This is a genomic window from Bacillus sp. JNUCC-21 (assembly GCF_041222765.1).
GTDB lineage: Bacteria > Bacillota > Bacilli > Bacillales > Bacillaceae > Bacillus > Bacillus velezensis.
Genome location: NZ_CP166019.1, coordinates 3,188,780 through 3,214,804 on the forward strand (window position 1 = coordinate 3,188,780; position 26,025 = coordinate 3,214,804).

Genomic DNA, 26,025 nt, shown 5'->3' on the forward strand with positions numbered 1-26,025 from the left:
TACTTCACCTCTATTTTGTTCCTATAATTAGGATTTTCACTCTCGCTCCATCCGGAACGGCTGTTGGGACAATTGTTTTTCCATCCTGGGTAAATGAAATCAAAACTTTATCTGTGTCTTGATAATCTGAAAATAAGCTAATCCCTTTATCTCTGAGAATTGCCGATGATTCACATGTCACATAAGAAAAATCAAAGTCATCATCAGTATTCAATACCAACGTACTGTTGTTTATAGTTGTAAACCCATCACCACTTACTACATTCCACTGTCCACCAGTGTATTCAATGGAATATGTGTATGTATTTGTTGTTTGATATGTTTCTGTGCTGCTTTGTTGCTTCATAATGTTTATCTCGGTTAACCCTGCTTTCAACTGTGCTTCATAGTTCTTTATTGCTTGCTCTTGATTCTTGGCACGTTTCTTTTCCTCAACCTCTAAATCTATTCGACTTTTAATATATCCACCATTTACGGTTAAGCTTTGCGGCTGACTTAAGTCTAATGGGTTGTAGGCATTACCGGTTATCCGGATTTTGTCTTCATATGTAATCCCATTTAATTTAGTTTTCGCTCTGACCTTTATTGTATCTCCTGCTTGGATAACGTCTTCTACACCTGCCATTACAGCATCCAATAATTCATTGTAATCAACGTCAAACGTTACTTCTGGATACGGATTCACCTTGGTTTTCAAGAGCTTCTCCATATCCTCTTTCGTTTTAATCGAATCGTCTGTTACAGTCTCAGCCCATGAAGGCTGACCATTAATCAAGAACTTACTTTCATCGGGATGCTTGTAGACAACCGGAGGGAAAACATACTTTTCATCTTCATTCTTGTATGTCCTGTAAACAGTAATGATATTTCCCCTCACTAGATACATTACTGGGTCAGTCTTCTTCGCTGTCTTTGTATTAGGGTTGTTAGAATCCCTGTTTTTAAATGTGGCTGTTACACTGTATTCTTTGCTTTCAAGCCCACGAATGATTTCGAATTCCTTTTCAGTTGGATTGGCATCCTTTTCATAGACTGAAATAGTTTTCTTCTTATCACCAATCTTGAACTCCCATTTGCCACCAAGCTTTGAAACTAACGTCTTAAACTTAAAGCCTGTACCCGTAAACGAAAATGTAAATGATGAGCCGATTTTCTTTGTGAAATCTGCTTTCAATGAATCATCATAAGACCATGAGCCGGATTTTGATTTATAGGATAATGTTTCGTCTCCTAACGTGTCTTTCTCTTCCTTTGCCTTCCCATATCCTTTAACACGAGTCGTTGTGTTGTCTTCCGTAATCGTAATTGTCAGCGACTTTAAATTAACAGTGCTATCCAGGGTCTTAACAATCTCTTTACCGGCCTTTTTATAAACATAAATCGTCGTATTATCAACAATGAATTCAACACCATAGTTCGTTATTATCTCATCCATGAGCTCTAGGGATTTCTTCGCTCCAAAGTTCTCTAATTTAACTGACTTTATGTTCTTTGCATCGTTCATGATTACATATTTAAATTCACTGCCTTTTAGAGCATGTGATAGGGCTTCATCTAACGTTTTATAGCCTTCGATAGTATCGTGAACCAGGTGTTTTGAAGCTCTGAATGCGTAAATGTGAGTGGCTGTAATGTCTTTTGAGAGCACGTCACCCTCTTGTTTTATTGTCGGGGTATTAATAAAGTATTGCTGTTCCTTAAATCTCACTTCATCTATTAAAATAAAGTTCCTACCTACCAAGGCATTAAATTCAAGTTGATTGGCTTCGTTTAAAATAATTGAAAACGACAAGTCCTTCTTACCATTTACATTGTCATTTACTTTTGGCTCAACAAATGGCAACCCATATTTTGTTTTTGTATTCCTATCCAACACGTACATCTGATTCAACTGAAATCACCACCTTACTTATAATAAAAATGGGTTATAAACTTAATATCACTATAGGTGGCACCTGTGATTTTAAACTTATTTTGACCTTTTTCTAATGTTGGAAAGCGTCCATTTCTTGTTTCAATTACTTTCGTTCCATTAACAATGTGATGGGAAAACAAGCTTAATTTGTTTGACTTAGATTGAGTACCTACTAGTGTTACAGTGTCGTTGTTAGTTAGGTTTGTAATTGTAATGTCTTTTCCTTCAAGGTACATTTCAACATTGTAATTGTGTCTGTAAGGATCTATTGTCACATTGCCTATATTCTCAACTGTGAACGTGGATCGGTTCTTGAAATGGTACACAGGATTAGAGTCTCTTCCAATATTCATCCCCAAGTGAAACATATTGTCTGCAAGGTTCATTGAAGCTGTACTATCATATACACTTTCCGCAGCACCCTGAATGGCTGTGAGAGTGACATCAAACTCTTTCCACTTCTTGCCGTTCTCTCGAAATACTGAATAGCTGTCATCACAGGTAACAAGCCATCTTTTTAAAGGTTGTGGTGAATATATGACGTAATAAGGATCCGGACGAGATAGATAATCGTATATCTCATCTCTTTTCATATCAAATTGCTGTGAATTACTGGCTATAATAGTAAAGGTTGCCGTAATCTTTTTGTCGTTGAGTCTCCCCTTATTTCCTTTTCGATAGGTCATTGTTCCATCCACTAACGAGTGAGTAAATGTTGTTTGCCTTTCATATGATGGTGACTCAGGACGAAATGAAGAAAGCGAGACACCTTTAAGATGCTCGCTTAAAAACATTCCATCAATAATCAAATCACTCTTTTTCAATTAATCACTCCCTATGTTAAAGATAAATTATTAATCATGTACTTTTGTCCTCGTTCTCTTTGATAAGCTTTATCTTGGGCTCTGTTTAGATCATGGATATTGAGAGAAACTTGAGGGTCTTTGGCTACTAGTTGCGTCAACAATGCGATCATTTGGTTGTTCTGATTTGACTGAGTTTGAAGAATGTCAATTTGCTGTTGCTGCTTTGCAACCATTTGTAAGAGAGCGTTATTGTCTGTGGCTTGTTGGGATTCTGGTTTATAACCAACCATGTTCCCAGCCTGACTAAGCACCTTGTGAGCTTGTTTCCTTCTAAACTTACGCAAAGGAAGAATTAACTCACCTCTGTGAACTTCAGCCGTATGGTCACGAGTAATTAGACCGCCTTTATCGTAGCCAATGTACCTGCCTCCTTTGGCCATTGCCTTTAAGCCAGGATGATTAAGAATGCCTCCATATCTGCTATTCAGATAATTAATGGAAGCTAGGACTTGGTGAACAGGATTCTTAATATTTCCATATCCAGGCTCCTTATGAGCATTAAAAGTACTTGGGATGAACTGCATTAACCCCTGTGACGGATGACCAGCTTTCCAGTTTGAATCCCATCTATTAACGACATTAGGATTACCACCAGATTCTCGCATTGCAATGGTTTCCAATGCACTTGAAAACTGTGAGCCCAATCCTTTAATTTTTAATGCTTCAGCTACCCATTTCTTAACTGCAGCTGTGCCACCTTCACCAAAGTTACTGGCTTCACCAAACATCTTCTTAATGAAACCAACAGATTTGTCTTTAACAAAGTTAAATGAACCTTTGACAAAATCTCCAGCAAAGCCTGCAAAATTAGGCATCTTCAAACCAATCTTTTCAATAACCTTGTTAATGAGCTTTGATGGATTACTGATGTAGCTAAACACATCTAAAGCAAAGTCTTTAACTTTCCCTGCCGCAGCTTTCGCCCCATTCCATACCCTGGAGATGATTCCTTCTTTCTTTTTAGTTCCATTTGAATATGCCGGGATACCAGATAAGAAGGCTTTAGTTTCTCTAGCTGAAAGGACTTCTGTTCCTCTTGGAAGGTTCATGAGCGTGTCTTTAGCAGGGCTTAAGCCCATGTGTCCTGAAGGTGTTATGAAGGCTTCTGAGCCCGCATTTGAACCTTTACCATCACCAAGGATTGCAAGTCCACCTGGATGAGCTCCAGTACCATTTGCATATTGAGGAACATCCCATTTTGGTATTCGCTTGTCTTCTGAGACGCCGATCTTTCCAAGGATCCAGTTAATACCGCCTTGAGTAAAACCATTGATGATTTTTCCGAAGCCACGGAGTGTTCTATTTCCAAACGCCTTGATACCGTCCCAGGCTTTACCGCCCATAGTCTTGATTCCATCACCCATTTTTTTAGGCAATGCTTTAGCAGCGTCAACAATATCCCAAAACTTTTTAGTGATACCTGATTTCATATCACTGACAATCTTAAATGCCTTGTCTTTCATAGAAATGAAGAACTTCCCGACGCTTGAAGCACCATCCTTGAACACACCTTTAATCCAACCCCACATTTTAGGGAAAATACCTTTAAGTCCAGCACCTAATGCTTTAGCACCGCCAAGTATCTTACCGAAGAATGTTAATTGGATACCATTCCAAATCATTTTAATTGCACCTGAGAAGATTTGTTTAATACCTTCCCACATCTTACCGAAGTCGCCCGTTAATAACCCTGAGAATACTTTGATAACACCCTGAATAACTGAGATAGCCCCAGTTATAACGCCTTTAATATTCCCCCAAACTGACTGTATGATTGCAAGAATAACAGGCATTACGAATTGAACGACTTTCCAAACATTTTGAAGTGCTTGAGAAATAACCGTTCCGTTCTCTTTCCAGAATGTCCCCCATTGTGCTGATAGCTGTCCTACAAACGACATGATACCGCCTAATGCTTGTTTAATTAATGGCCCAAGTGTGGCAAATACACTGGATGCAATTGTCCCTATTGTTGAAAAGACGGGTTGCATTGCAGCAAAGCCACTTTTCATACTGTCTATGATCGGTTGAGCCTGTGTTTTCAACCCATTAAACGAGTTCTTTATGCTATTAATGCCGTCAATTATGGACTGTACCGTTAAAACAGGAAAGAAATCCATGAGCTTGTCCGAACCTTTGTTAGAATCACCATTGAAAATATCAAAGATACCAGAGAACACCTTTTTAATGTTGTTCCCTGCGCTTGAAATACTTTTGAATACAGGATCAAGCCCCTTCATTCCTGATTCTAAGCCATTCATAGCAGGTTCTAATACATTCAGTAACCCATTTCCTAAAGGCATTAGTGCTGTCAAACCTGTTCGACCAATCTTCTTTAAACGAGCACCAAAATTATCTTGTAAAGCCTGTCCTGCTGCTTTAGTTTTGCCATCAATCTGACCAATTTTCCCATCAATGCCACCCAATGAATACATCGCTTTTGATTCTAAGTCTTCCCACTTAGTACCATACAAAGCGACACCAATGTTATTGGCATTGACCTGGTTTTTCATGCCTTTCAATTCACCTAGGACTTTATTTGAAACATCTTTAACCGTACTCTTCCCTTTTAAAAAGCTTTTCCATACCTTCTGAGTGCTTCCTGACAGTTGTCCCATAGCTCCTGATGTTGAATCAGAACCATCTTTTACCCTGATCTGGAATTCTTTCATTACATCGTTTATGTAATCAAGGTTATAAACGCCAGAGTCTGTTCCTTTCTTTAACAATTGGAAGTATTCTTGCGCTGAGAAACCCATTTTCGAAAATAACGGTGCATACTCAGAAAGGTTGTCAAACATTTCATTTGAGAAGTTCAGGCCATTTTGTGCTCCATAGGTCATTAAATCAAACGCTTTTTTGCTCGATTCTCCGAAGCCCTTCATAATGTTATTGCCAGCTCGTGTAACTTCGTTCACATCAGCATCGAAGGTGTCAGCTAATACAATAGAATCCTTTGCGACCTGTTTCAATTCATTTTCACTAAGACCCTTTATGTTCTGCCTGACTTGTCCAATAGAATTTTTAACAGATTCCATGTTTTCTCCGAAGCCGTCTCTCCATACTGCTGTTGCTGTAGTGGTTAATTTCTTAGCTTCAACCTCTGTCAGTCCTAGTTGCGCTCTAAATTCCCCTTGGGTTTTCTGTGTATCAAGCACCATTTTAGCGCCCATTCCACTTACTGCTGCTGTCAAAGCACCTACAGCTAACGTACCTTTAGCAAGCGCTCCTACAAGCCCACTTTTAACAAATGAAGAAAACTTGGATACATCTCCATGTGCCTCTTTTGAAGAGTCGCCGGTCTTTTTCAGATCAACCGAAAGTTTTTCTGTGCTATTACTTGCTTTTTCTTCGGCTTGTTCAAGTCGTTTAATTGTTGTTTCAGTACGCATAATCGAACCCTGTAAGGATTGATAAGTCTGTATTTGAGTGTTTAAACGTTGTGCATACTTTTGTGCTTGTTCTGAGCCTTTTCCATAAAGCTTAACTTGCTCTTGATATGACTTATTGTATTCTTCAACAATACTCTCTTGGATCTTTAACTGATTTGAATAACCTTCAAGCTGCTTCTTGTTTGCGCCAAGTTCATCACCAACCGACTTAAGTTCCTGAACCATAGCGTTTGTTGCTGTTTTAGCTGTTTTAAGGTTATTCTTTAGCCCCGTTATACCTCGGTTTACCCCAGCATCATTCATTGTGGCATTAATAACTAAACTGCCTATGGGTTTTCCTTCAGTAGCCATTGGTTTACCTCCTTTCCTCAAGAATTAAAATCAAAAAAGAGAGTCCAAAATCGGACTCCCTGTTTATCACCTCACGTTTACACCGAAAATTTTGTATGCTGGAACTATCTTGTTTTCTTCCTTATGCTCGTACTCCATGAGAGAGAAGAATCCATTGATATCCATTTGATCTATCTCATGATATTTATAACCCTCTTTCATCAGGTCTTTGTACAGCTGGTTAATCTTACCCACATAGTCCGCATACGTCATTTCTTCGCCTTCTATCCCTGAGCTTTCAACGCCTTCTCCTTCAGTTGTTTCTTTTTTTTCTCAGCACCAGTGATTTGATCCATTACATTTTGAATGACTTCATCGAGTTCATCAGAAGCTACACCGTCTAAAACATCATCTGCTGTAAATTGATTTTCGAAAACCTCAACAATATAGTCAATCATTTCATCATTAGCTTCTAAATTAGTCATTTCTTCAACATGAGAAGAGATTTCCAGAGCTCTTCGAAGCTTTCTTGCTGTAACAATTCCAACGACATATGTTTTCTCAGGTACTTCAATAATTTCTCCTACTTCATTTACTTTCGCTTGTGAGTAATCTTTCAATGTAATACGTGCCATATTATAAATTCCACCTTTATCTACTAGTTTTGTTTTTTATTCGAATAAAAAATAGACAGCTTATTAGGCTGTCTAACGTTCATTAATTTACTTGTCCAGTGCTACTGTAGTATCTTGTGTTGGATCTGTAACTGTGATTCCATAAGCCTTTTTATAAAATTTCTCTACTGTAAAATCAGCGTGTTGATCATCACCAATCAGGAATACCAACTCATCTTTTTGACGTGGCATGAATTGACCCTCAATGGAATCTGTTTGTGCACTAACCTTGTCTTCTTTTGTTTTACCTTCAGATGATGGGATTGCGAATTTCCCTTTCAAAAGAGCATAGTAAATGTACCCTTTGTTATGGTGCTTCTCTTTCCAAGTAACGCAAACGTATGGAGGATCAGTATCTTTGTGATACTCTTCAATTCCATCTACAACTTTAATTCCTAGAATTTTCGTTCTGTCTTCTTGTTTCAAATCTGCCAAACCTAACTCAAGTTTTGCATCACTAATACCTGAGCCAATTACAGCATATACACCATCATCGGCGTAAATTTTTTCGTTTTCGTTTGAGACATCAAGCTTTGCACTCTGAGCCCCTCTAATTCTTGTTACTGTTGTTACTTGCTCCGTTTCGCTGTCTACAACAGCATACCGAAGATCTGTTAAACCGATTTTAGCCATATGTTTATCATTCCATTCTTATAATTTTATAGTTAGAGATTTATGTATTTCGTTGCTCTATAACGTCTTGCATAGCGATATAGTTCAATATCAGGATCACGATCAAACGCTGATGCATATTGCTGATAATCGTTGTCCGCCATTATGTCATCAATAATTGATTGAATAACTCTTGCTTCCTCAATTTTCTTAGTCCATAAATCAATTTGGATATCTACACTAATCGTTTGTACTTCATCATCTGCATAGTCTTTACGATAGCTTTCTAATTCATTTATTCGTATCATTGGTGCATTCTCGACAACTTGATGCTCTTCCGGTACATAGACCATGTAGATGCGCTCATCAGGCACAAGGGAGGTAAGCTCGACATTATTACTCAATGATTGTTCAACTTCTTGAATTGGAAGCTTCATAGTCCCATCTCCCTTGAATAAATTTGAGCAATTACATTTAACACTTCTTGTGCATATTCATTTTCAGTACGCTCCATGAAATGCTGCGGAGGTTGTTTAATTGTTCCGAAGTTTGAAAAGTGTATACGTGAGGCAGTTTCTTTCCCATAGCCCACACTTACGAATAACTCACCGTCTTCCTTTGGCTTTGAGTAAACAACATTGTCTTTCATATGGGTTTTATGTTTACTATCTCTAGCCTTTGGTGTGTTCTTTTCTAACCCCTTGGCAAAAATCTTTCCCCCTTCAGCAAGAGCAATTTTCCCCGCCTTAGTGGATTTCCTAGCCATCTTATCTAAAGCCTTTTGTGTATCTTCATATCCTTGTAAGTCTTCTGCCATTAACTCACCTTCTTAACAACTATGTCTTTCATGTCTTTTTTCCGTGAGTTTGGTAACACGTCTTTGATTTCATAGAGTTCTTCATCATATAGAACCTTCATGTCATTTGTTATTTTCATTGGCTGATCATAGCGCACAATAAAAGTAATGGTGTCCTCAAGGACTGTGCCAAGAGTGGCAACCTTATCCCGCAGTTTCTGATCCTTAATTTCAGCAAAACACCAGAAAAGAGTTTCTTTCACTTCTGTGTTCTCACCGTTCTTGTCTTTACCATTCTTGATTTCGATAAATGAAATAGGTGTATCAAGCCTACTGAAGTCCATCAACATAAGCTCCTCTCATTTGTTGAATGAGATTAATAACACCAAATGGAACTTCATTTAGCTGTTTCTCTGCGGTTGCACTACCATTTTCATACCAATGACCAATTAACATGTAAGTTGCTAAATCAAATTTAGGGTTATCAATAAAGTAGGATTCACGATTTTTAGAAAGGGTTACAGCGTCTTTCACATAACTTTCTGCAGCTGCTTGAAGGAGCATTATTTGACTGTCGTGGAAATTGTGGTTAACCCTGAGATAGAGCTTCAAGTCTTCAAGTGTCATTGCATCACTCCTTTTTAAATAAGAAAAGAGAGCCTTAAACGACTCTCTAATCAATTACAATTAAGCACCTGTTGTGCCTTCTGTTGCTGGTGGCGCTGGTTTGATAGTTACATAGTATCCAGCCTTAGCATCAGCCTGTTGCACATCAAAACGAGTAGCTACTGAAAGAACTTGTCCATAAATTGAGTTCTCAACCCATTTAGCTGTAACATTGACACGATCCGCAAAGAATACAGCAGCTTTCAAATCACCGATAAACATTACCATGTCGCCAGCTTTAGCGCCCAATAAATCATCATCCACAACAGTAAATGAGTTGCTGAATAGAACACTTCCAGAAGGAGAAGTAATATTCGGTTGCAGAATATATTGACCGTTTTTGTCTTTCAATGTATCTAAATATTGAAAAGCAGAAGATGTCATAACAATATTTCGCTTATAAGCTTGTTTTAAATCGACATTAAGAATTTGTTTAATCCCATCAGTATCTGCAACTGTCTTCTTAGAGAAGGTTTTTAGGACATTAGCTACTGCTCTATTTGTAGTGATCCGTTTTGTTTGCTGTAAGAATTCTGCTACAAGAGATGTTAAATCTACTCCAGCGTCATCAATTGCCTCTTGTGAAATTGCTAGTTCGCCACGATATGTCTCAACATCGTATCGCACTTTGATGAACTCAGGTTTACCTAGTTCTGGGTTCTTTTCAAGCTCGGCTGTTGAAGCAAGACCAACTTTTGCGTTTGAAATGACTGGATATGTACCAGCAGCTGTTTTTACAGTTTTCTTGTTTACCATTGTTGCAAGATCTACCACATCTTCTGGTTCACGTTGTGGCGTTGTTAACACTTCAACTGGAATTACAGCTTCAGCACCTTCAGTTTTCAAACCATCACGAGTGAGTCCATAAGAACGGATATAATCGTTTACGCTCCGTTTCATTTCTTCAATCGGGTTATCAATAATTTCATATTGTTTCATTGACCGTTTTTCCTCATTTCCACCATTAGATTTTTGTTCTTCTGTTACAGGCTCTTCTTTTGCTAACCCAGCGATTTCTTCTAAATCAGCAAGCTTTGCTGTAAGATCAGCGAGCTCTTTTTGTAGGGCTTGAACCTGGTCTTTGATGTCTTTAGCTTCATCCAGATTACCTTCATCAGCTTTGGCTTTTGCTTCATCAATCTTCGCATTTACTTCATCACGCTTTGCAGCAACCATGGATCTTGTTTCTTCTAATTTTTCTTTTAACATATGTATTAGCTCCTTTTCCCAAATAAAATAAGCCTTTAAAGGCTTTGGGTTCTTAGTTTTAATAATTCAAGTTGGAATTTCAGTTTTTCAATTTCATTTACATTTGATTCTTTAATAGCCTCATCCAGATTGCGTGCAAACACGTCTGTATCATTGTAGGCTGGATATGTAACCACTGATATGTCAGTTAGCTTTGATATTTTTCTAATTCGTTGAAAATCTACACCGGTAGTTGGATTCTTTTGTCTCACAGCACCTTGTGGAGCTAAATGAAATCCAAAAGAACAATTCGTAATATTACCCAAACGAATATTCTCATAAAGATCATTGGCGTATTGTGTACTTGGTAATGTAACTTCAAAACGCAAACCAACATCATCAACGTTTAATTTCAGTGTTCCTGATGTTGTTCTTCCAATGATCTGACTAGGTACATGGTCAACAAGCGCTCTTACGTCACTCATATCCGTAGCATCTAAAGCCCCAGGTTCAATTGTTTCAACAAAATCACCTAACACATTTGATTTCGTGTTAAACTTCAAGGCGTATCCAGTAATAACCTTGGCTTTCTCCCCTTCTGACCGGGTTTCCAGACCGTCTTCATTAAATAATCTGATTTCAGTTTTACTCACTTCCCTCACCTCCTTCTGATGCTGAAGGTATAGGTAAACTCTTTGCTTTTGCTTTTTGAATCTCGTCCATGATTTCAATATCAACGTAATTCAGGCTCATGAATCGCTTATCTCCATTTGGAACTGATGCTACGCCGTATTGAGCCAGGGCATCATTAAGGGAGAATATGCCGTTCTGAAGTAAGGCAATAGTGTTTTCTCGCTTTGTTTTTGCATCTGTTTCCCTAAATCTTCTTGTATCAAATTCAAATGTATATTGGTTATACAGAGGGTAAAATAAAAGCTTATAGTTCAACTCAGCAGAGATTGCAGTAAAGTAATTTGAAAGGGTGTTGGTTAAGTAATCAAGGTTAGCTTGTTCAATTGAAGTGTTGGTTTGTTCAATTCCAAGTTTATGAGGGGGTAATCCAAACGCTTTAGCAATTTGTTTTGTTCCATGATTATAATTATTGACAATTTCAAGCACCTTTGTGTTAACTTCTAACTGCTTAAAATCCATCGTATCATCAAGTACTAAAATGCCTTGTTGATTTTGATCACCAGAATATGTGCTTTCAAAATTCTTCTTCATGTTTTTCCTTGCAGCTTCATCTAAATTGGCTTTGTTAACATTTAAAATCCCACTCAGATTAGCTCCACGTTTAAAGAAATCAACATAAAGTCGCTTACCAGCTTCTTGACCTTCTATCTCCCTTTTAAGGCTGCTCAACGGTGAAATACCTGTAATCCCATTTAATGAAAAGAACTTAATGTGTAACATGTTCTCTCTCTTAATGATCCGTTGTTTCCCATTACCAGGGGTATATGTGTAAATGATTTCATTCGTTCCATTTGGTTGATCATAAGATATCTCACTGTTACGCAAATGAACTAGGTCAAGAGGACTACCGTCTGAATCTCTAATGATTTCTGCATACGATTGACCGTTCAACAAAGCATTAGCCACGAGAATGAACTTCAGAAAATACCCTGAATAAAACTCATTCGGTCTTTCATTCAATAATTTATAGAGTATGTTCATTTCATCAGCAATGCCGTTATTCTTAACCATAATTGGAGAGGATGCTATATCTGAAGCAAGAGTATGAATTGCTGTAAAAATATCGCTATTCTTGATTGCATTGATTGTGGTGTATGTTTCACCATCTGCACCCATAATGATATCTATAAAAGCTTGATCATTTGCACTTACAGCATTTGATTCCCCTCCTGTATTCATTGATCTAAAGAATGCCAATTAATCACTTCCTTTCTTCTTTAGGATTAATGATCATTGCAATCAACACTAAGAGGACTCCCGTTGATAACAAACCCAGTAATTCTGAAAATTTATAGGCTGTGATATTAACGAATACTAACCCAGCTAAAAATAAAAGAGTGTGTAAGTTCATAAAGATAAACTTGAGCACACTCATTAATGTTGCGGTAACTTTTTCAAGCTTCATGTCTTCCTCCTTTATAAAGCAAAGTTGTAATTTGCATAGTAATCTTGATCCACATTGTCCGTGTAGTGATGCATTGCTTCGTAATGCGCCGTAATAGCAGCAGCTATTGGGTCAATCTTTTCTCTATTTTTATCCTTGTCAATCCTGATTAAATCGTTGATATGAACCGTTAAAGCGTTGTTTACAGCGATTGTTAATAATGGGTTATTAGCATGAAGCATTTTCTTATCATATACCAAGTATTGAAAGTTCTTTGTTGGTCTAGAAAGCTGAGTTGCTTTTTGTCCAACCTCAATCTGTGTAAAGTCTTCTAACTCGTTCAATAAGAGTTGGATGTTATGGGGATCAAATAGAATCGCCTTAACAATTAGATCATTTTCGTTAACATGATTCTGAATATATTCAATGATCTGTTTCTGGTTGATTGTCCCTGACTTCTTATCAGTAATCGTACAGAAACCTTCTTCTGCTAATTTACGATAATCAATTTTGTCTCGTTGAATTTTATTATCCAATCCATATTTTGTTCCCACAAATGAATGACTGTCTATGAAATACCTTTCTTCTTTATCATTTAAAGGGTAAATCCAACTAACAGCTGTTAAGTCATCAACTCTTGACATATCAATCCCAACATAAACCTCTTTCCCCCTTATATCTGGAGGTTCTTCAACAGCACACCTTTTCCAGTCCTCCCCATTGATTAGACTCTCAGATGATGCAGATTTCCAAATGTTAAAGTTCTTTACTAAAGTAGGATTGATGTCATTCTTATCTTGAGCTTCTTTTAATTTTCTCCGTAAATACTTATAGAACTTCCTACTTATTGAGTCCACTCCAAGTAATGGATTGCTCTTAATCCATAAGCTTTCGTCACTTACTTCTTCTTCATCGTCCATTTCATAAACAATGGCAAAGTAATTGTCGTTTTCCTTTCTCCCACTAAGAATATCTGTAACATACGGATACTCTACCGAATACATTGGGCCATTTAACTGAAATCCAGCTGTTGATATGATAATAATCAACCCTTGATCCTGCTGTCCCTGTGAAGATTCCAAGACCTCCATCATTTGAGTGTTTGAAGCTGTATGATACTCATCTAGAATTCCAATTAAAACGTTTAATGAATCGTGGTTCTTTGTATCTCTAGATAATGCTTTGATTAAACTATTAGAGCTTGTGTGAAGGATTTCATTATTCTTAACTTTAGTTATTTTTCTTATAGATGGTGAATGCTCTCTAATCTTATTCAATTGAGCTTTAATCATCTTTTCAAATACTGTACCAGCTTGCTCTCTTGAGTTAGCTGTGGCATAAATCTGTCTGTCAAACTTAGGAGCTTCACCAAATAACAATTCATAGAGCGCAATACCAGCGACAAGAATAGATTTACCGCCTTTTCTAGCCATACTTATGTACGCTTTAGTGAACCTTCTATAACCAGTTTCTTTATCTCGCCATCCATACAGAGAACCAACAATAAATTTCTGAAATAGCGCAAGCTTTGTTGGCTTACCTGTTGATACATCAGGGAGCATTTCTAGAAATTTAATAACCTTTTCTGTCTTCTGTGGTATATATTCATAAGGAAACTCATCACTTTTAGACCTTTGAAGATCATTTAAATGTCTTTCACATGCTTGTCTAACCTTTTTGCATGCAATTATTTCTCCATCTGTAACCTGTTTAGCATAAAGTGTTGCATAATCAATCATTCATCCACCAGCTCGGCAAATGCATCCTTTTTCTTAGAATCAGCACCATCTTTATAACCCATTAATCTCATCCTTGAATCTAGGGATAATCCTAACTGTCCAGCAATACCACGTATTTCCTTAGACGTACTGTTCATGATTTCTACAGATGGGTTCTTTTTCTTCACTTCGTTACCTTGACTGTTCAACTCAAACATAATCTGACCATTCTGTGCGACATCTTTTGCTGCTTCTCGGAATTGTGCAATGTAATTACAAAATATAGTGAATAGTGGTCTATCTAACTCACTTATAGGCAATGTTTTCAAATGCGGATATAGTCTAGTCCATTCATTCTTACCCATTGTAGACAGCCAGTGTGGTGGCTTTGCATGCAACGGTTCAAATTCATATAGACTTTCTTCTTGATCTTTTCGCTCTGCTCTTTCCTCGTTTGTGATTTGTCCTTTTAGTGCTTTCTCCAATTTCTTTCTTGGTGCCATTAAGCCACCACCTTTCATCTATAATGCTTTAGTTAATTAAAGAGTTGATTCCATAAAAAATAAGCTGCCGATAAATCCAAGTGTAATAATGGATTGACAACTTTTGTATGCGGATAATATTTGTGCTCATTTTAGCTCAAAAAGCAAAAATTCAAATTTTGATATCAACAAAAATCGTAAAGTTGAGGGGCATCCGATGTACAAATTTATTCAATACTACCCCATTATAAGTCGGGGGGACTTAATAAACCAAAGTTGTTATAATTTTTCCTTGTTTTTTAGTCTCAATGGTTTCAACAGTTGGTTGTCCAAGACTATCTTTAACCCCACGTTTAATTAAAATACTTGCTTTGCTCTCATCATAATATGTGGCAGTTTCCCAATTAAATGAAACCTTCACTCTTTCTGTAATCTTTTCACCTTTATAATAAACTTCTGGAATAGATGTCATATCATCTAATTTAATTTGCAATAGAGGTTGTGATTGTTCTTCTTCGCTAACCTTCTCCAATATCTCTTCACGAACATGTTCATCTTTAACTCTATCCCTCAGCATCTCTTCAAATGGAACGCTCTCCAAATAACGCTTGCTGTACTCTCTAAATTTCACATCATTATTATGAGGATTAAGGAACGATAGTCCATAGTATTCAACACCATCCCATCCCCACGGTATATATCCAAGATCCGATTTAGCATCTAAGTTAAACTTGATACGTAACCGTTTAAATAATTCAGCCTTCTCTTTACTTACCATTAAACCTTGATACTCAACTAACATTTATTGTTCCTCCCATTAAACAATACTGAATCTCCACCATCAATTGATGAAAGACCATGATACCCTCTAACTTCGTTTACTGTAAGTAGTCCTCTTTGCATAAGATTAACAAATTCATTTGGATTCACAGGTTCTTTTTTAGGAACCTTCGGAGCTTTAACAGTCGGCCTTGTAGCATATCCCATTACTTATTCCCTTTCACTACATCATAAGTTTTCTTGAAGATATCAGGCTCACATGAATACACTTCACCTTCAATTCCTTTAATAACATACTCACCTCTATATATCTTCACACTATTTTTTGGATAATGTATCAAAAGAGTATCAATGTATTGCTCATCAGAATACGTGGTATATCCAAATAATTCACATGTATCCTTAAACCATTTTGGAATAGGCTCATATCCAAACTGAAACGCCTCAACCTCAATTGGTTTCTTTCTATACTTAGTCAATACTCATTCCCCTTCTCCGAATGTAATCTGGTTATGATGTGTCTGACATAATACCTCTAGGTTATTCAAATCAACCCTAGCTTCATAGTTATGTAGTATATCCCTTAACTCTCTGTGCTTATGGTGAACAACTAATCTCTCACTTAAATTCTTTTTACCTTCAGCTGCACACATAGCACATCTATAGTTTGATTCACGTTTCTTCTCTTCCCTGAGCAATCTCCATTCCTTGCTCTGATAATAGGAATACAACTCTGTATTATCTTTGTTGTACCGGACATTCTTATTGTATTCCTTATCTGAGTGTCCCTTATGCTTATCACAATAAGACAATGACCAATCAATCAGAGATCGGCAGCCAGAAGCATTACAGCGTTTAAGAGGCATTAAATCTCCATGCCGAAAACTTCATAGGCGTATTGTTGTTTATTAGCATTTAACATTGCTGTCACATTCTTTACTGTTTCCTTATAGGTTTTACCAAGCATTGAAGCTGGAAAAGGTATGTGTCCATCAGCTTTAAATTCTGACTTATCATTATCCTTTAATGACGTTGTTGAGTATTCAATCTCATACCCTGCAATAAATGTTTGAAATATCTCTCCATCTTTATGAAGTGTTTCAAAAATAGGAAATACCTTGCCTAAAACAAATTCCCCGTTGCTCATTCACTTTTTCTCTCCTTTTTTTCATATTGACTGTTAATCCATTTAATGTTTTGCAGCATCATCTCAACTTGCTCAAATAATGTCTTTGGCTCACTTTTAGTACGATATCTTGGAGTTCGTTTTGTTCTTACCACTCACTTCTCCCCTTTTTGCACACGATAAATTTTGTCTAGCAGTGTCCATTGCCATTCATAAAAGTGCTTCCCATTTGCGATCTGACGGAATGAAATGTATTTCTCCTTATTACTCAAGAAAAACAATAAAACTAAGATAAATTTAAAAGGTGATTTTAGAGCCCTCATTCTGTTCACTCTCCTTTCAATCTCCTCCTAAAATAAAAAAAAGAGGATACCGACGTATCCCCATCCCACATGTTGTTTTCTGTCCTTATTTAGATATTTATAGTCGCTCGCGAATCGACTTTATTTAATACGTTGCTTATTCCGTTCATTCTTCTCACCATCACGCATTCCGTGGCAATAACCTAAAGATGAGCTTAATGATAGAGTGGCACAGAACACCCCAAGCCTTACGCCTCCTAATAGAAAACCACACATAAAGAACAATGTAGCTATAATAATACAAGCAAGTGATTCAGCAATTAACCTATTCATAGACTCATTCTCCCTCACTGTTTAAATGTAAGATGAACTTCTTTAAAGTTTCCAATATGCAAAAGTTCGCTTACTTGGTCTTGAAGCTGCTTGTTTTCTTTACCTAGCTCACGCTTCTCAGCACCATTCTTCCAGTTTTTGATTTTGTCTAAATCCTTGGCCACATGACGTAATAATTCTTCAATCTTATGTACAAATGCAATATCGCTTCCGTATGTATCCTTTTTATCTAATAATGTGCGTTCTACATGGTTTAAAGCCTTAATCTTATCTTCAGCAGTCCATTTGCTAATGTATTCTTTAATAGCCCCATACACAGCAAATACACTGTTTTCTCCATCAATAGTTGCTGACATTAATAGGTTTCTTCTCTTCTGAGGTGTTGCGAATCTAACAGCATGGTCAATTTCCTGATCTGTAGCTGTAGGATCAATATAGACTTTATTCTTTCTAATTGAAGGCAGCACATCACGCTTAACCCATCGTTTGAAATCCTTCGCTGTCTTTTTACGACTCGAAAAGATTAATTCATATAGTCCAGACTCATTTACAACTTGCATGAGAATTGTTTTTGAAGGCGATTGTGGGTGTGTCATTTCAAACGACATACTCTCATCATCATCAAGACGTGTCAGTGCATGACGGCTATTACTAATCTCCAATGCATCGCATACATCCTTAGCAACAAAATATACATCACCTTTAACACTAACTGTTCTTACTTCCTGTCCCTCAAAGTTAAAAATTTGTTCAATATGATTCAAATTCGTGTTCCTCCAATAATATTATTTGGGCGTACAAGCAGAAAAAGCCCTTCAACCTATAAAGGCGGGCTTAATCTCTCGCATCATCTCAACTAAAATTCAATTGGAGAGGTGTCATCACGACATGCTCATAGTTCCAATTTCCATTCACCCATTAAAAATTAATGAGTCAATGCAGATTAGAATTGTAAAAAAGATCATTATAGTTTATAATTTGATTTAAAGATGGCGTAAGTATGTTTTCTTGAGGATAAAAAGGATTAGCGTACCGATCTATTGACCAGTACGCTGTCATGAGGAGAAATTGTATTGAAAAATAACTGTAAAGAAGACTAACACTACTAACTATAAGAGTGTTCGTGTGGCAACATTTTTGACTAGCCTTTGCACTGTAGCCTTCTCTTCTATTAGGTAACTTTTAATCAAGTCCAAAAAACATTGATCTTATGCAGTTTTTGGGCTATTTGTGTTGTCAAAGTGTGACTTTTTGGATTTAAATGCTTCCAAGAATACTTCTTTTTGAGTCTTATGAAGGGTATTCATTAACTTGGTGGCATTCTTACTTTTATTTTTGATCATGTGAATCAGAATAGCGCACATTGTATCCGGCTTAACCGTCAACTTTTGAACCTTAAAATTATAATATTTAATGATTCTGTCTATTGCTTTATTTCTCTCCTCTTCTTCCATTGAAGTACAATAGAGAGCATTAATTTGGTTACATTTTTCCTCCACATAAGCAATCAACTTTTTCTCTTGCTTCCTATTCCCATTTGAAACATTTCTTTTTTCTAACAAAGATTCTAAGGGTATGTCTTCACGATGTTTAGCATTTTTTAAATTATCCATAGTTTTAAACAAGAAATCCATCGGACAGTTGTGCATATCATACTCTTTTTTCTTCTTGTTCTTCTTTTTCATTTTAGGATCACCGAGATACTTCCAAAACAATGGCTTATTGCGTTTTAACTCTGAAATTCTTTGTACATTTTTAATTTCTTCACTGGTGTTAATCTGATATATCTTTTTGGCCAAATCAATACAAATGCCTGAAAGGATGGTCATGACATCAATCTTTTTTAATAACTCCTTTAATTCTTGCTCCTTTGCTCCCTTTGAAATCATATCCCAATAAACTGACATGCAATATTGTCCTAAATTCACTACTTCACCTATATTCCTTTGACTTTCTGCAAGGATATCGTCAATTTTGTACATGTCAACATTGTTCAGAGTGTAGGGTGCTTCTCTAGGAATTATGCCATTAATGCAGACAAGATATTTCCCTTCACACTTCTTCCCTAACTCTAAAAGTTTTTCATTGTCAAAAATGACCATTGTATCGGAATCATAATCGCAGCCACTCAAAATATCTTGTATTGCGAAATTAATTGCATTAACACATACGATATTGTCAGTGAGATTAAACCACTTTTCAATCTCTGGAACATGTTTATTTTTCGCAACAAGAACATTGGAAGGTGATGTGTTTGGGTTTCTAAATGCTATCAACTCTTTACCTGATTCGAATAATGTTGTATGAATCTCAGATCCTATTAAAACTTGCTCTTCAGGTTTCTCTCTAATTGCGTGGTATAAATATTCTAATGGATTACCCAATAAAACACAGTAATCCCCGTTAAGTCTAACTTTACCCCTCTTAACATGATTCACATATTTATTTATTGTTGATTTTCTAAAATCTCTAAAGAGTTTGGTATGTACTATGTCATTATTTTGATGATACAAGTCAAAAAACATCTGATTACTGTTCAAATCATTCTTTTCATCGTATATGTGTTTGATAAACACTTCATCATTATTTTTCAGTTCACTTATGTAATTCCTTTCAAACACTGTTAACTCGTCCATGTGTTCAGGTGACATCGGCAAACAATTCAACATCTGATAAGAAGTTTGTTGAAGGACGTTACCTTCTGAATCCTTCCCCCTTTTGGATTCCTTTTCATGCTTACAGATTCCAAATATTGAACCTTCACTACTAACTAATTGCTTCCAGTGAGCCCACATTCCTTGTTTTCCATCAATCACTCCGCTAAACTTTAAAGCCTTTAATGAGGTTGGAGTAAAAATAAATTCAATATCTTTGGCTTTAATCATCTCATTGAACATATTAGGGATTTCCCAGGAATCAAAATCAATGTGCGGCGGGCATTTAGCCTTTAAGAACTCCTGGATATTGGTATTGAAAGCTGCTGATTTAAACATGTGATTTCGTAATAATAGCATAGACTGTTTCTCAGGGAAGTATTTCTTATCAAGCAGGGATTCACCGTCAAATAAACTGTTTTTAACATCAACTTCTTCTTTAAAACTGTCTAAAAATCCATTCTTTCCTGTTCTAACCACATTACACGTTTGTTTGAACTTACTCTCCAGATCTGAAATGATAAGCATATTCTTTGGTTCAATCTTCACAGTGGATTCAAGTGAGCTGCCAACGAGTGATTCATATGCCAACAGCCCAGCATAATCAATTTCCTTATTAGGTTCAAATGGCAAATGCATTCTAGACCAGTTTATCATTTCATCGTATAACTCTTCTTTGATAAACAAACATTGACCGGTTCGGCTTTTGCTGCTTGAGCGTTTATAGACCACATATTTAGTTTCGAGTATTTCACCTGTCTTTTCATCCACTGTTCTTATTGAAAAGCCATTTACATAAAGGTGTCGTCTTAAATCTGTATTCTTCACTGCTTTCCACTTGTCGTCATCTTTTTCATCTTCAATCAATTTTTTATAGCTGTTTAATTTCATTTTATAATCATCAGAGACAGTATTATCTAATTTCGCTAACTTCTTTTCGATACCTTTGACGATTTCTTCACCTGATCGCACCTTCATTTTAAATTTCACATTAATTATGTCATCACTGATGTACTTGATGTTATTCGTATCGTCCCTTTTGCTTTGACGTACCTCAGTTTCAGTAAACTTGTTCTCTCCCTCTAGTTTTCTTAATTTCATGAGTTCCAAACTATAAGGGATCATACCATGATATTTTTTTGTTAGCTCTCTGTCTCGCTCCATGTGTTCATAAATATCACTGGCTTCCAATGATTGAATGTATACCGGTTTATCTGTTTGCTTATTTGTCAATAAAATTCCTCCAATTGATTAAGAATAATGAAAAGAAACACAAAACTGGAAATTGCAAAACTTGTTTTTGCGATTTGCATATACTGTGTCTAAAATGTATCTAATATCTTAAATACTCTTTTATATACACTCCCCACAGTGCAGCACACTGAGGAGTTTAGCTCTGCATGTTCAGAAGCTATCTCTGCATGTTCAGGAGTTAGGTGAAAAGCCTAATATAGCGGGCTTAAAATATGGTAATGATTGTTCCATTTATCAAAGATCAGAGCATCATTTTCATCGTAATTTCCTGTATCCTCAAGCTTATGTTTTACGATTTTCAATAGCTTTGCTTTCCTCAATGCCTTATTAGCTTCAATGATTGTCGTGTTTCCCATTTTCAACCGACTTTTTAATACATCAAAACCAACATAGCAATAATCAATCCCTCTTTTGTCCTTTGGGTTAATGTGGCTCTTATAATAGAATGCCAATCGAACCCCATTTTCATCTATTTGATCATTTTTGAAGTATGTAAAGATGGATGGATTCATTTTGCAGAATCTACCCTCATTCTTTGCTTTTGAATTAAAGAATATTGATAGATACCCTTTGGTGGGGAGCTTCTCAATTTTGTTGTCAATTAACCCGTACTTATGTAATGCATTAAATCGCTTCTTTAATGTCCTCGTATCATTGATTTTAAGCTCATTCATCAGCTTCTTGTGATCTAATACTATTTCATCTTGGCCGCCGTTCCTAAAGTGTTTAAAACAAAGATTTGCGTACAAATTAAATTCTTGATTGGATATGTAAAAATTCTCGTTGCGTATGATACTGGAAGGTACTTTTACAAACAACTTGTTCAATAAGCATTCTCCTTGATTACAAAAAATTTGATTACAGTGGGTATTACTTGTTTAAAATTGAATCAACTAGTCTACTTTTCTCGTAAAGCCAAAAGGGCTTGTATTCAGAAGAATAAGCAAAGCAAATGAAAGGTGCCCCGGCTGCTTTTAATTCTTGATGCAATTCCTTTGTGTAACAGAAAAAATACTTTTGTTTTTTCATATTCCTTCTCCCTTTGATCTGTATAAAATTAAAGTTTTATCCAAACTCTCATATTTCAATCACGACGCTCATTCAACTTTGTCATTTCTCTTTTATCTAACTCCTTCATAAAATAAGATAATTCCATCAATGTTTTTCCACCTTTTCGCTTAAATATTTTCTGTGAAAAATACTCGGCCACTTCATCTTTTATAATAGTTGTATTTTTATTGTTCCCCATCATCATCCTCCACTTATTTTATTTTTATCCTAAAAATATGTAATGAGAAGGAGTGAACGAATCGCTCACCCCTTCAAATGGATATGTAATGCTTACGCACCACGTCCAAAACCTGCTACATGGAATGTTTCTTCCCCTGATGCGCTGTGAATTGTAGTTTGTTGACCTGCAACGAAACCAATAGACAATGAAGCTACGATAGTAAGACCGATAAATACTTTTTTCATATTATGTTCACCTCCTTTCAAGTGATATCGCGCGACGTCGCGCGATTTAAAGGGCAAGTAAATCCAAAATCTGCTCGTCCTCACCCATTTCCCTTAATTTATCTAAAGGTAATCGTACACTGTATAGATCGCCGGACAGCTTAAAGTGTTTTATAGACTCATAAAAGAATCTCTTATCTTCATAAGCTAGTCCTTTTAGATAAAAATGAATACCAAAGTCATTATGAATATTCGGTTGCTGCTCTAAGTTCTCCAATATTTCTTTAGCCTGTTGCAAGTTGTTTTTCTTGATGTGATAATGTGCAATTTCTTGGATATCTGTTACTTCATTTGAATCAGGGTTTAACCAAAAGTTCTCTTGATTCCAATGGTTTTCCAAGAAACAAAGGCTTCTAGTTAGCTGTAATTTTGCCAAGGGGTTATTCTCAGTATGTTTTAAACCGGCCAGGTAATATTCCTTTGCTTTTTCATAATCATCAAGCAAATAAGTATTTCCCAAAGTTAGATAGCTATAAGCGACAAGCCTATCAATATTCGTTACATTAATGCCGTATGAGCAATAAAAACGAGCTTGAGTCATTTTATTCTGACTGAATGCTGAAGCGCCCAACAAAGCCATCAGACGGTAATAAAACGAACTTTTAATCTGTTCATTGTTTTCAATAAAATCAAGATCTACAATCATCGACATTTCTGCAAGATTTGAGTATTCAGCCATTCTAAGGTAGTAATACAACGGGATTATGTAAGTGAATACACGCATTTCTTGAGACTTGGGATCAAGCTTTCCAATTGCTTTAAGCGCCTGATGTGCGTTTATTTCGCCTCTGTCTTGCTTACGTTTGATCTGATACATTGCTGCCCATTCACGTTCAATCGAACAGGTACTATTAATTAATTGATCAATTAATGCGTCAGTTAGTTCATACTGTTCATTAATATCTGACATTTCAAGACGTACCTTTGCATCTACTTTTGATTTCTTAGCTTCTCTCTCTTTTGCTATCATCCGAATAACCCCCTGTGGTGTGTCACTAATTCAGAGCAACAGACAGTGGCGATGTCACCACTAACCCGAATCTGAATATAGGATCTCTTTTAGTTCATATAGAACATATGATCTCATTATAGTTCATCCTCCAGTTTTATGGAACAAGTTATGTATTGCGGTGTTGCTGTTATGTAATATGAATCTATTAGACTTACTGACCGTTGAACCAACGCATAAATCCGTTCGTTGGGATTTTAATACGTCTACCGATCTTTACTGTGTGGAACTTTCCACTTTTACAAAGTGCGTATGCCTGATCACGTCCAATACCCAGCCAGTTCTGCACGTCTTCAACGTCAAGTGCCGGTTTATTCATGATGTCCTCGTACATCTGGTTCCCCCTTTCTGTTACTTATTTATCCTCCCCTGTCGTTTGGGATTAATTAAAGTATACTTTCATTCATTTAATTAGTCAATAATAAATCATTAATTATTTAATCAGTTTTGTATTTGTTTTTAATCTTATCTAATTGTGCTATTATTAATTGTATTGTTAATGATCTTGGAGGGTATAAAAATGACCGAGAATGAACGGATTGGAAAATTAATTAGAAACTACAGATTAAAAGAGAAAATGTCCTCAGCAGACTTTGCTCTATTTGTAGGAGTTAGTCAAGGGACTGTATCCAACATTGAAAACGGAAAGTTTGGACAAAGAAAAAACAGTTTACAAACAGTGAAATCAATAATTGAGATGTGCGGTATTGATTTGCCTCCCGACATCGCTGAATTTTTAAATATTGAGCCATCGAATGTAGATGACGAAGAAAATGAGAGAATTTTAGTTGCGAGCAGAGATATGTGGGATGTAACTAAATCTACTTCAGTTGCCATTCAACTCAGAACTTTTGTTAATGCTGAATCTCGTTCAGATAAGGAACTGGATTCTCTTGAAAGATCTTATCTCTATGAAACCGACGTCGTCGTTAACACTTTAATGGAGTTCATAGACGACAATAAAAAAGAAATCAGAAAAAAGATTTTGGAAAACTTGAGAGAAAAGAGCTTAAAATTTCTTGAGCAATACAAAGATATTAAGGAGGACGATTAATGGCATCAATACACCCTTACAAAACAAGTAAAGGGAAACAAAAATATTTTGTGGCTTATGATGTATATGATGAGAACGGTGAACGCCATCAAAAAAAGAAAAGAGGATTCGATAAGAAGAAAGATGCTAAAGAATTCATTGCCGAAGTCGAATCTGCTATTAACAAAGGGATGTATATTCAAACCCCTAAAATAACTGTCAATGACTATTTAGAGAGATGGTTAGAAGTTAAATCAATCAATATTGGATCTCAGACTGTAACACTTTATAAAAACAGCTTAAAGAATTACATCTATCCCTATATAGGAGACATTTTACTGGCCAATCTTAAAACAGAGCACATCAATAATTTTATTCATGCTCTCTATACAAAAGATAGAGGTAAAGGGAAAATTGGCTATGCCTACAAAACCATAAAAAGAAGTCATGAAATTGTCAGTGCAGCGCTTGATTATGGAGTAGATAATAAGCTGATCAAAACCAATGTAGCCAAAAAAGCAATACTCCCTAAAGAACCCAAACGAAAGAGAATTGATGTTTGGGATTTAGAACAAGCTAATCAATTCCTAGAAACATCTAAAGAGGATGAACAAAACAGATATCACTTGGCTTATGCTATTGCTATTATCTGTGGAATGCGTCAGGGAGAAATACTGGGGCTTACCTGGAAAGATGTCGACCTAGAAGACAACCTTCTTTATGTTGAACAAACATTGTCCCATGATGGCAAAGAAATTCTCGATGATACCAAGACTAAGAAAAGTAGACGAACAATTGAATTCAGTGAATCATTGGCAGATCAATTCAGACAACAAAAAAAGATCATTGAGAGCGAAAAAGAAAAGTTCGGGGACGATTACCAAGATCAAGACTTAGTAATATGCACAGAGCTTGGTAATCCAATAAACGCACGAAACGTTCTTAGGAAGCAAGCTAAGCTGATGAAGAAGGCTGGAGTACCAAAGATAACCTTTCATGATCTAAGACACGTACACGCCTCCTTAATGCTTTATTTTGGACACGATATTAAAGAGATATCCGAAAGACTTGGACATGCAAAATCGAGCTTTACTTATGACACCTATGTACACATTATGTCTAAAACTAAGAAGAAACTTATAGACAACCTGCAGCGATCAATAAAACTGTGACCTCCTATGATGGGGGTTATTTTTTTTGTTTTCTTTTCTTAAAATGAGACACCCTGTTGCCACTTTTAAAACTCAAACACAAATGTTGCCGTTTTGTTGCCAATAGAGATTAGAGCAAATAAAAAACCACT

At 36.3% G+C, this 26,025-nt stretch carries 30 protein-coding genes; 2 read left to right on the plus strand and 28 right to left on the minus strand.

Features of this window, described 5'->3' with window-relative positions; all coding sequences use genetic code 11:
- Positions 1 to 10 precede the first annotated feature (10 nt).
- From JNUCC21_RS16185 to JNUCC21_RS16320, 28 genes are all read right to left on the minus strand, one after another.
- Positions 11 to 1,882 carry a prophage endopeptidase tail family protein gene (locus JNUCC21_RS16185; protein ID WP_369878832.1) on the minus strand — a complete coding sequence of 624 codons (1,872 nt, stop codon included), beginning with the start codon at positions 1,880 to 1,882 and terminating at the stop codon, positions 11 to 13.
- Between the two features lie 23 nt (positions 1,883 to 1,905).
- Positions 1,906 to 2,739, minus strand: a complete 834-nt coding sequence (locus JNUCC21_RS16190; RefSeq protein WP_013353323.1) for a phage tail domain-containing protein — start codon at positions 2,737 to 2,739, stop codon at positions 1,906 to 1,908.
- Positions 2,740 to 2,750: 11 nt separating this feature from the next.
- Positions 2,751 to 6,524 carry a phage tail tape measure protein gene (locus tag JNUCC21_RS16195; protein WP_369878322.1) on the minus strand — a complete coding sequence of 1,258 codons (3,774 nt, stop codon included), beginning with the start codon at positions 6,522 to 6,524 and terminating at the stop codon, positions 2,751 to 2,753.
- 66 nt (positions 6,525 to 6,590) lie between these two features.
- Positions 6,591 to 6,776 (minus strand): hypothetical protein, encoded by a 186-nt coding sequence (locus JNUCC21_RS16200; RefSeq protein WP_013353325.1) that lies wholly within the window; start codon positions 6,774 to 6,776, stop codon positions 6,591 to 6,593.
- A gap of 11 nt (positions 6,777 to 6,787) precedes the next feature.
- A complete protein-coding gene (gpG, locus tag JNUCC21_RS16205; RefSeq protein WP_013353326.1) occupies positions 6,788 to 7,138 on the minus strand; it encodes a phage tail assembly chaperone G in 351 nt (116 codons plus the stop codon).
- Between the two features lie 87 nt (positions 7,139 to 7,225).
- Entirely contained in the window at positions 7,226 to 7,810 is a 585-nt protein-coding gene (locus JNUCC21_RS16210; protein WP_013353327.1) for a major tail protein, read from the minus strand.
- Between the two features lie 32 nt (positions 7,811 to 7,842).
- A complete protein-coding gene (locus JNUCC21_RS16215) occupies positions 7,843 to 8,226 on the minus strand; it encodes a DUF3168 domain-containing protein (RefSeq protein WP_013353328.1) in 384 nt (127 codons plus the stop codon).
- Positions 8,223 to 8,606, minus strand: coding sequence for an HK97-gp10 family putative phage morphogenesis protein (locus JNUCC21_RS16220; protein ID WP_014470873.1), 384 nt, complete (start codon positions 8,604 to 8,606; stop codon positions 8,223 to 8,225). The genes JNUCC21_RS16215 and JNUCC21_RS16220 overlap by 4 nt, the downstream gene beginning before the upstream one ends.
- The gene (locus JNUCC21_RS16225; RefSeq protein WP_147801376.1) at positions 8,606 to 8,929 is read right to left on the minus strand and encodes a phage head closure protein; all 324 of its coding nucleotides are present in this window, start codon (positions 8,927 to 8,929) and stop codon (positions 8,606 to 8,608) included. The genes JNUCC21_RS16220 and JNUCC21_RS16225 overlap by 1 nt, the downstream gene beginning before the upstream one ends.
- Positions 8,916 to 9,212, minus strand: a complete 297-nt coding sequence (locus JNUCC21_RS16230; RefSeq protein WP_047477070.1) for a head-tail connector protein — start codon at positions 9,210 to 9,212, stop codon at positions 8,916 to 8,918. Before JNUCC21_RS16230 ends, JNUCC21_RS16225 begins: the two co-directional genes overlap by 14 nt.
- A gap of 60 nt (positions 9,213 to 9,272) precedes the next feature.
- Positions 9,273 to 10,460 (minus strand): phage major capsid protein, encoded by a 1,188-nt coding sequence (locus JNUCC21_RS16235; RefSeq protein ID WP_369878323.1) that lies wholly within the window; start codon positions 10,458 to 10,460, stop codon positions 9,273 to 9,275.
- 35 nt (positions 10,461 to 10,495) lie between these two features.
- Positions 10,496 to 11,092: an HK97 family phage prohead protease gene (locus JNUCC21_RS16240; RefSeq protein WP_369878324.1), complete on the minus strand. Its 597-nt coding sequence runs from the start codon at positions 11,090 to 11,092 to the stop codon at positions 10,496 to 10,498.
- Complete coding sequence (locus JNUCC21_RS16245; RefSeq protein WP_369878325.1) at positions 11,085 to 12,329, minus strand: phage portal protein; 1,245 nt, start codon at positions 12,327 to 12,329, stop codon at positions 11,085 to 11,087. Before JNUCC21_RS16245 ends, JNUCC21_RS16240 begins: the two co-directional genes overlap by 8 nt.
- Positions 12,330 to 12,333: 4 nt before the next feature.
- Positions 12,334 to 12,537, minus strand: coding sequence for a hypothetical protein (locus tag JNUCC21_RS16250; protein WP_065521134.1), 204 nt, complete (start codon positions 12,535 to 12,537; stop codon positions 12,334 to 12,336).
- An 11-nt stretch (positions 12,538 to 12,548) separates the two neighbouring features.
- Positions 12,549 to 14,255, minus strand: coding sequence for a terminase large subunit (locus JNUCC21_RS16255; RefSeq protein ID WP_065521133.1), 1,707 nt, complete (start codon positions 14,253 to 14,255; stop codon positions 12,549 to 12,551).
- Positions 14,252 to 14,737: a phage terminase small subunit P27 family gene (locus JNUCC21_RS16260; RefSeq protein WP_369878326.1), complete on the minus strand. Its 486-nt coding sequence runs from the start codon at positions 14,735 to 14,737 to the stop codon at positions 14,252 to 14,254. Before JNUCC21_RS16260 ends, JNUCC21_RS16255 begins: the two co-directional genes overlap by 4 nt.
- A gap of 241 nt (positions 14,738 to 14,978) precedes the next feature.
- Positions 14,979 to 15,518 (minus strand): hypothetical protein, encoded by a 540-nt coding sequence (locus JNUCC21_RS16265; RefSeq protein WP_369878327.1) that lies wholly within the window; start codon positions 15,516 to 15,518, stop codon positions 14,979 to 14,981.
- The gene (locus tag JNUCC21_RS16270; RefSeq protein ID WP_369878328.1) at positions 15,512 to 15,703 is read right to left on the minus strand and encodes a hypothetical protein; all 192 of its coding nucleotides are present in this window, start codon (positions 15,701 to 15,703) and stop codon (positions 15,512 to 15,514) included. Before JNUCC21_RS16270 ends, JNUCC21_RS16265 begins: the two co-directional genes overlap by 7 nt.
- On the minus strand, positions 15,703 to 15,975 hold the full coding sequence (locus tag JNUCC21_RS16275) for a hypothetical protein (protein WP_369878329.1): 273 nt from the start codon (positions 15,973 to 15,975) through the stop codon (positions 15,703 to 15,705). Before JNUCC21_RS16275 ends, JNUCC21_RS16270 begins: the two co-directional genes overlap by 1 nt.
- 386 nt (positions 15,976 to 16,361) lie before the next feature.
- A complete protein-coding gene (locus JNUCC21_RS16280; RefSeq protein ID WP_065521126.1) occupies positions 16,362 to 16,643 on the minus strand; it encodes a hypothetical protein in 282 nt (93 codons plus the stop codon).
- 422 nt (positions 16,644 to 17,065) lie between these two features.
- On the minus strand, positions 17,066 to 17,257 hold the full coding sequence (locus JNUCC21_RS16285; RefSeq protein WP_311379306.1) for a hypothetical protein: 192 nt from the start codon (positions 17,255 to 17,257) through the stop codon (positions 17,066 to 17,068).
- A 14-nt stretch (positions 17,258 to 17,271) separates the two neighbouring features.
- Positions 17,272 to 18,021 (minus strand): Bro-N domain-containing protein, encoded by a 750-nt coding sequence (locus JNUCC21_RS16290; protein WP_013353339.1) that lies wholly within the window; start codon positions 18,019 to 18,021, stop codon positions 17,272 to 17,274.
- 444 nt (positions 18,022 to 18,465) lie between these two features.
- Positions 18,466 to 21,144, minus strand: a complete 2,679-nt coding sequence (locus JNUCC21_RS16295; RefSeq protein WP_369878330.1) for a hypothetical protein — start codon at positions 21,142 to 21,144, stop codon at positions 18,466 to 18,468.
- 212 nt (positions 21,145 to 21,356) lie between these two features.
- Complete coding sequence (locus tag JNUCC21_RS16300) at positions 21,357 to 21,992, minus strand: hypothetical protein (RefSeq protein ID WP_106503091.1); 636 nt, start codon at positions 21,990 to 21,992, stop codon at positions 21,357 to 21,359.
- A gap of 257 nt (positions 21,993 to 22,249) precedes the next feature.
- Positions 22,250 to 22,414 (minus strand): hypothetical protein, encoded by a 165-nt coding sequence (locus JNUCC21_RS16305; RefSeq protein ID WP_369878331.1) that lies wholly within the window; start codon positions 22,412 to 22,414, stop codon positions 22,250 to 22,252.
- A gap of 92 nt (positions 22,415 to 22,506) precedes the next feature.
- Positions 22,507 to 22,641 (minus strand): lysogeny pheromone AimP family peptide, encoded by a 135-nt coding sequence (locus JNUCC21_RS16310; protein WP_139068158.1) that lies wholly within the window; start codon positions 22,639 to 22,641, stop codon positions 22,507 to 22,509.
- A 46-nt stretch (positions 22,642 to 22,687) separates the two neighbouring features.
- Positions 22,688 to 23,650, minus strand: a complete 963-nt coding sequence (locus JNUCC21_RS16315; protein ID WP_369878332.1) for an AimR family lysis-lysogeny pheromone receptor — start codon at positions 23,648 to 23,650, stop codon at positions 22,688 to 22,690.
- Between the two features lie 193 nt (positions 23,651 to 23,843).
- Positions 23,844 to 24,023, minus strand: a complete 180-nt coding sequence (locus JNUCC21_RS16320; RefSeq protein ID WP_014470886.1) for a helix-turn-helix domain-containing protein — start codon at positions 24,021 to 24,023, stop codon at positions 23,844 to 23,846.
- Positions 24,024 to 24,209: 186 nt separating this feature from the next.
- Here JNUCC21_RS16320 and JNUCC21_RS16325 point away from each other — a divergent pair, with 186 nt between their 5' ends.
- Both JNUCC21_RS16325 and xerC read left to right on the plus strand, forming a co-directional pair.
- On the plus strand, positions 24,210 to 24,743 hold the full coding sequence (locus JNUCC21_RS16325) for a helix-turn-helix transcriptional regulator (protein ID WP_013353341.1): 534 nt from the start codon (positions 24,210 to 24,212) through the stop codon (positions 24,741 to 24,743).
- Entirely contained in the window at positions 24,743 to 25,894 is a 1,152-nt protein-coding gene (gene xerC, locus JNUCC21_RS16330; protein WP_013353342.1) for a tyrosine recombinase XerC, read from the plus strand. Before JNUCC21_RS16325 ends, xerC begins: the two co-directional genes overlap by 1 nt.
- Positions 25,895 to 26,025 lie beyond the last annotated feature (131 nt).

Coding starts and splice junctions, on each gene's coding strand:
- JNUCC21_RS16185 (WP_369878832.1), bottom strand. CDS start 1,882: ATGTACGTGTTGGATAGGAATACAAAAACAAAATATGGGTTGCCATTT.
- JNUCC21_RS16195 (WP_369878322.1), bottom strand. CDS start 6,524: ATGGCTACTGAAGGAAAACCCATAGGCAGTTTAGTTATTAATGCCACA.
- JNUCC21_RS16200 (WP_013353325.1), bottom strand. CDS start 6,776: ATGACGTATGCGGACTATGTGGGTAAGATTAACCAGCTGTACAAAGAC.
- gpG (WP_013353326.1), bottom strand. CDS start 7,138: ATGGCACGTATTACATTGAAAGATTACTCACAAGCGAAAGTAAATGAA.
- JNUCC21_RS16210 (WP_013353327.1), bottom strand. CDS start 7,810: ATGGCTAAAATCGGTTTAACAGATCTTCGGTATGCTGTTGTAGACAGC.
- JNUCC21_RS16215 (WP_013353328.1), bottom strand. CDS start 8,226: ATGAAGCTTCCAATTCAAGAAGTTGAACAATCATTGAGTAATAATGTC.
- JNUCC21_RS16220 (WP_014470873.1), bottom strand. CDS start 8,606: ATGGCAGAAGACTTACAAGGATATGAAGATACACAAAAGGCTTTAGAT.
- JNUCC21_RS16225 (WP_147801376.1), bottom strand. CDS start 8,929: ATGGACTTCAGTAGGCTTGATACACCTATTTCATTTATCGAAATCAAG.
- JNUCC21_RS16230 (WP_047477070.1), bottom strand. CDS start 9,212: ATGACACTTGAAGACTTGAAGCTCTATCTCAGGGTTAACCACAATTTC.
- JNUCC21_RS16235 (WP_369878323.1), bottom strand. CDS start 10,460: ATGTTAAAAGAAAAATTAGAAGAAACAAGATCCATGGTTGCTGCAAAG.
- JNUCC21_RS16250 (WP_065521134.1), bottom strand. CDS start 12,537: ATGAAGCTTGAAAAAGTTACCGCAACATTAATGAGTGTGCTCAAGTTT.
- JNUCC21_RS16255 (WP_065521133.1), bottom strand. CDS start 14,255: ATGATTGATTATGCAACACTTTATGCTAAACAGGTTACAGATGGAGAA.
- JNUCC21_RS16260 (WP_369878326.1), bottom strand. CDS start 14,737: ATGGCACCAAGAAAGAAATTGGAGAAAGCACTAAAAGGACAAATCACA.
- JNUCC21_RS16265 (WP_369878327.1), bottom strand. CDS start 15,518: ATGTTAGTTGAGTATCAAGGTTTAATGGTAAGTAAAGAGAAGGCTGAA.
- JNUCC21_RS16270 (WP_369878328.1), bottom strand. CDS start 15,703: ATGGGATATGCTACAAGGCCGACTGTTAAAGCTCCGAAGGTTCCTAAA.
- JNUCC21_RS16280 (WP_065521126.1), bottom strand. CDS start 16,643: ATGAGCAACGGGGAATTTGTTTTAGGCAAGGTATTTCCTATTTTTGAA.
- JNUCC21_RS16285 (WP_311379306.1), bottom strand. CDS start 17,257: ATGAATAGGTTAATTGCTGAATCACTTGCTTGTATTATTATAGCTACA.
- JNUCC21_RS16305 (WP_369878331.1), bottom strand. CDS start 22,414: ATGGGGAACAATAAAAATACAACTATTATAAAAGATGAAGTGGCCGAG.
- JNUCC21_RS16310 (WP_139068158.1), bottom strand. CDS start 22,641: ATGAAAAAAGTATTTATCGGTCTTACTATCGTAGCTTCATTGTCTATT.
- JNUCC21_RS16315 (WP_369878332.1), bottom strand. CDS start 23,650: ATGATAGCAAAAGAGAGAGAAGCTAAGAAATCAAAAGTAGATGCAAAG.
- JNUCC21_RS16320 (WP_014470886.1), bottom strand. CDS start 24,023: ATGTACGAGGACATCATGAATAAACCGGCACTTGACGTTGAAGACGTG.
- JNUCC21_RS16325 (WP_013353341.1), top strand. CDS start 24,210: ATGACCGAGAATGAACGGATTGGAAAATTAATTAGAAACTACAGATTA.
- xerC (WP_013353342.1), top strand. CDS start 24,743: ATGGCATCAATACACCCTTACAAAACAAGTAAAGGGAAACAAAAATAT.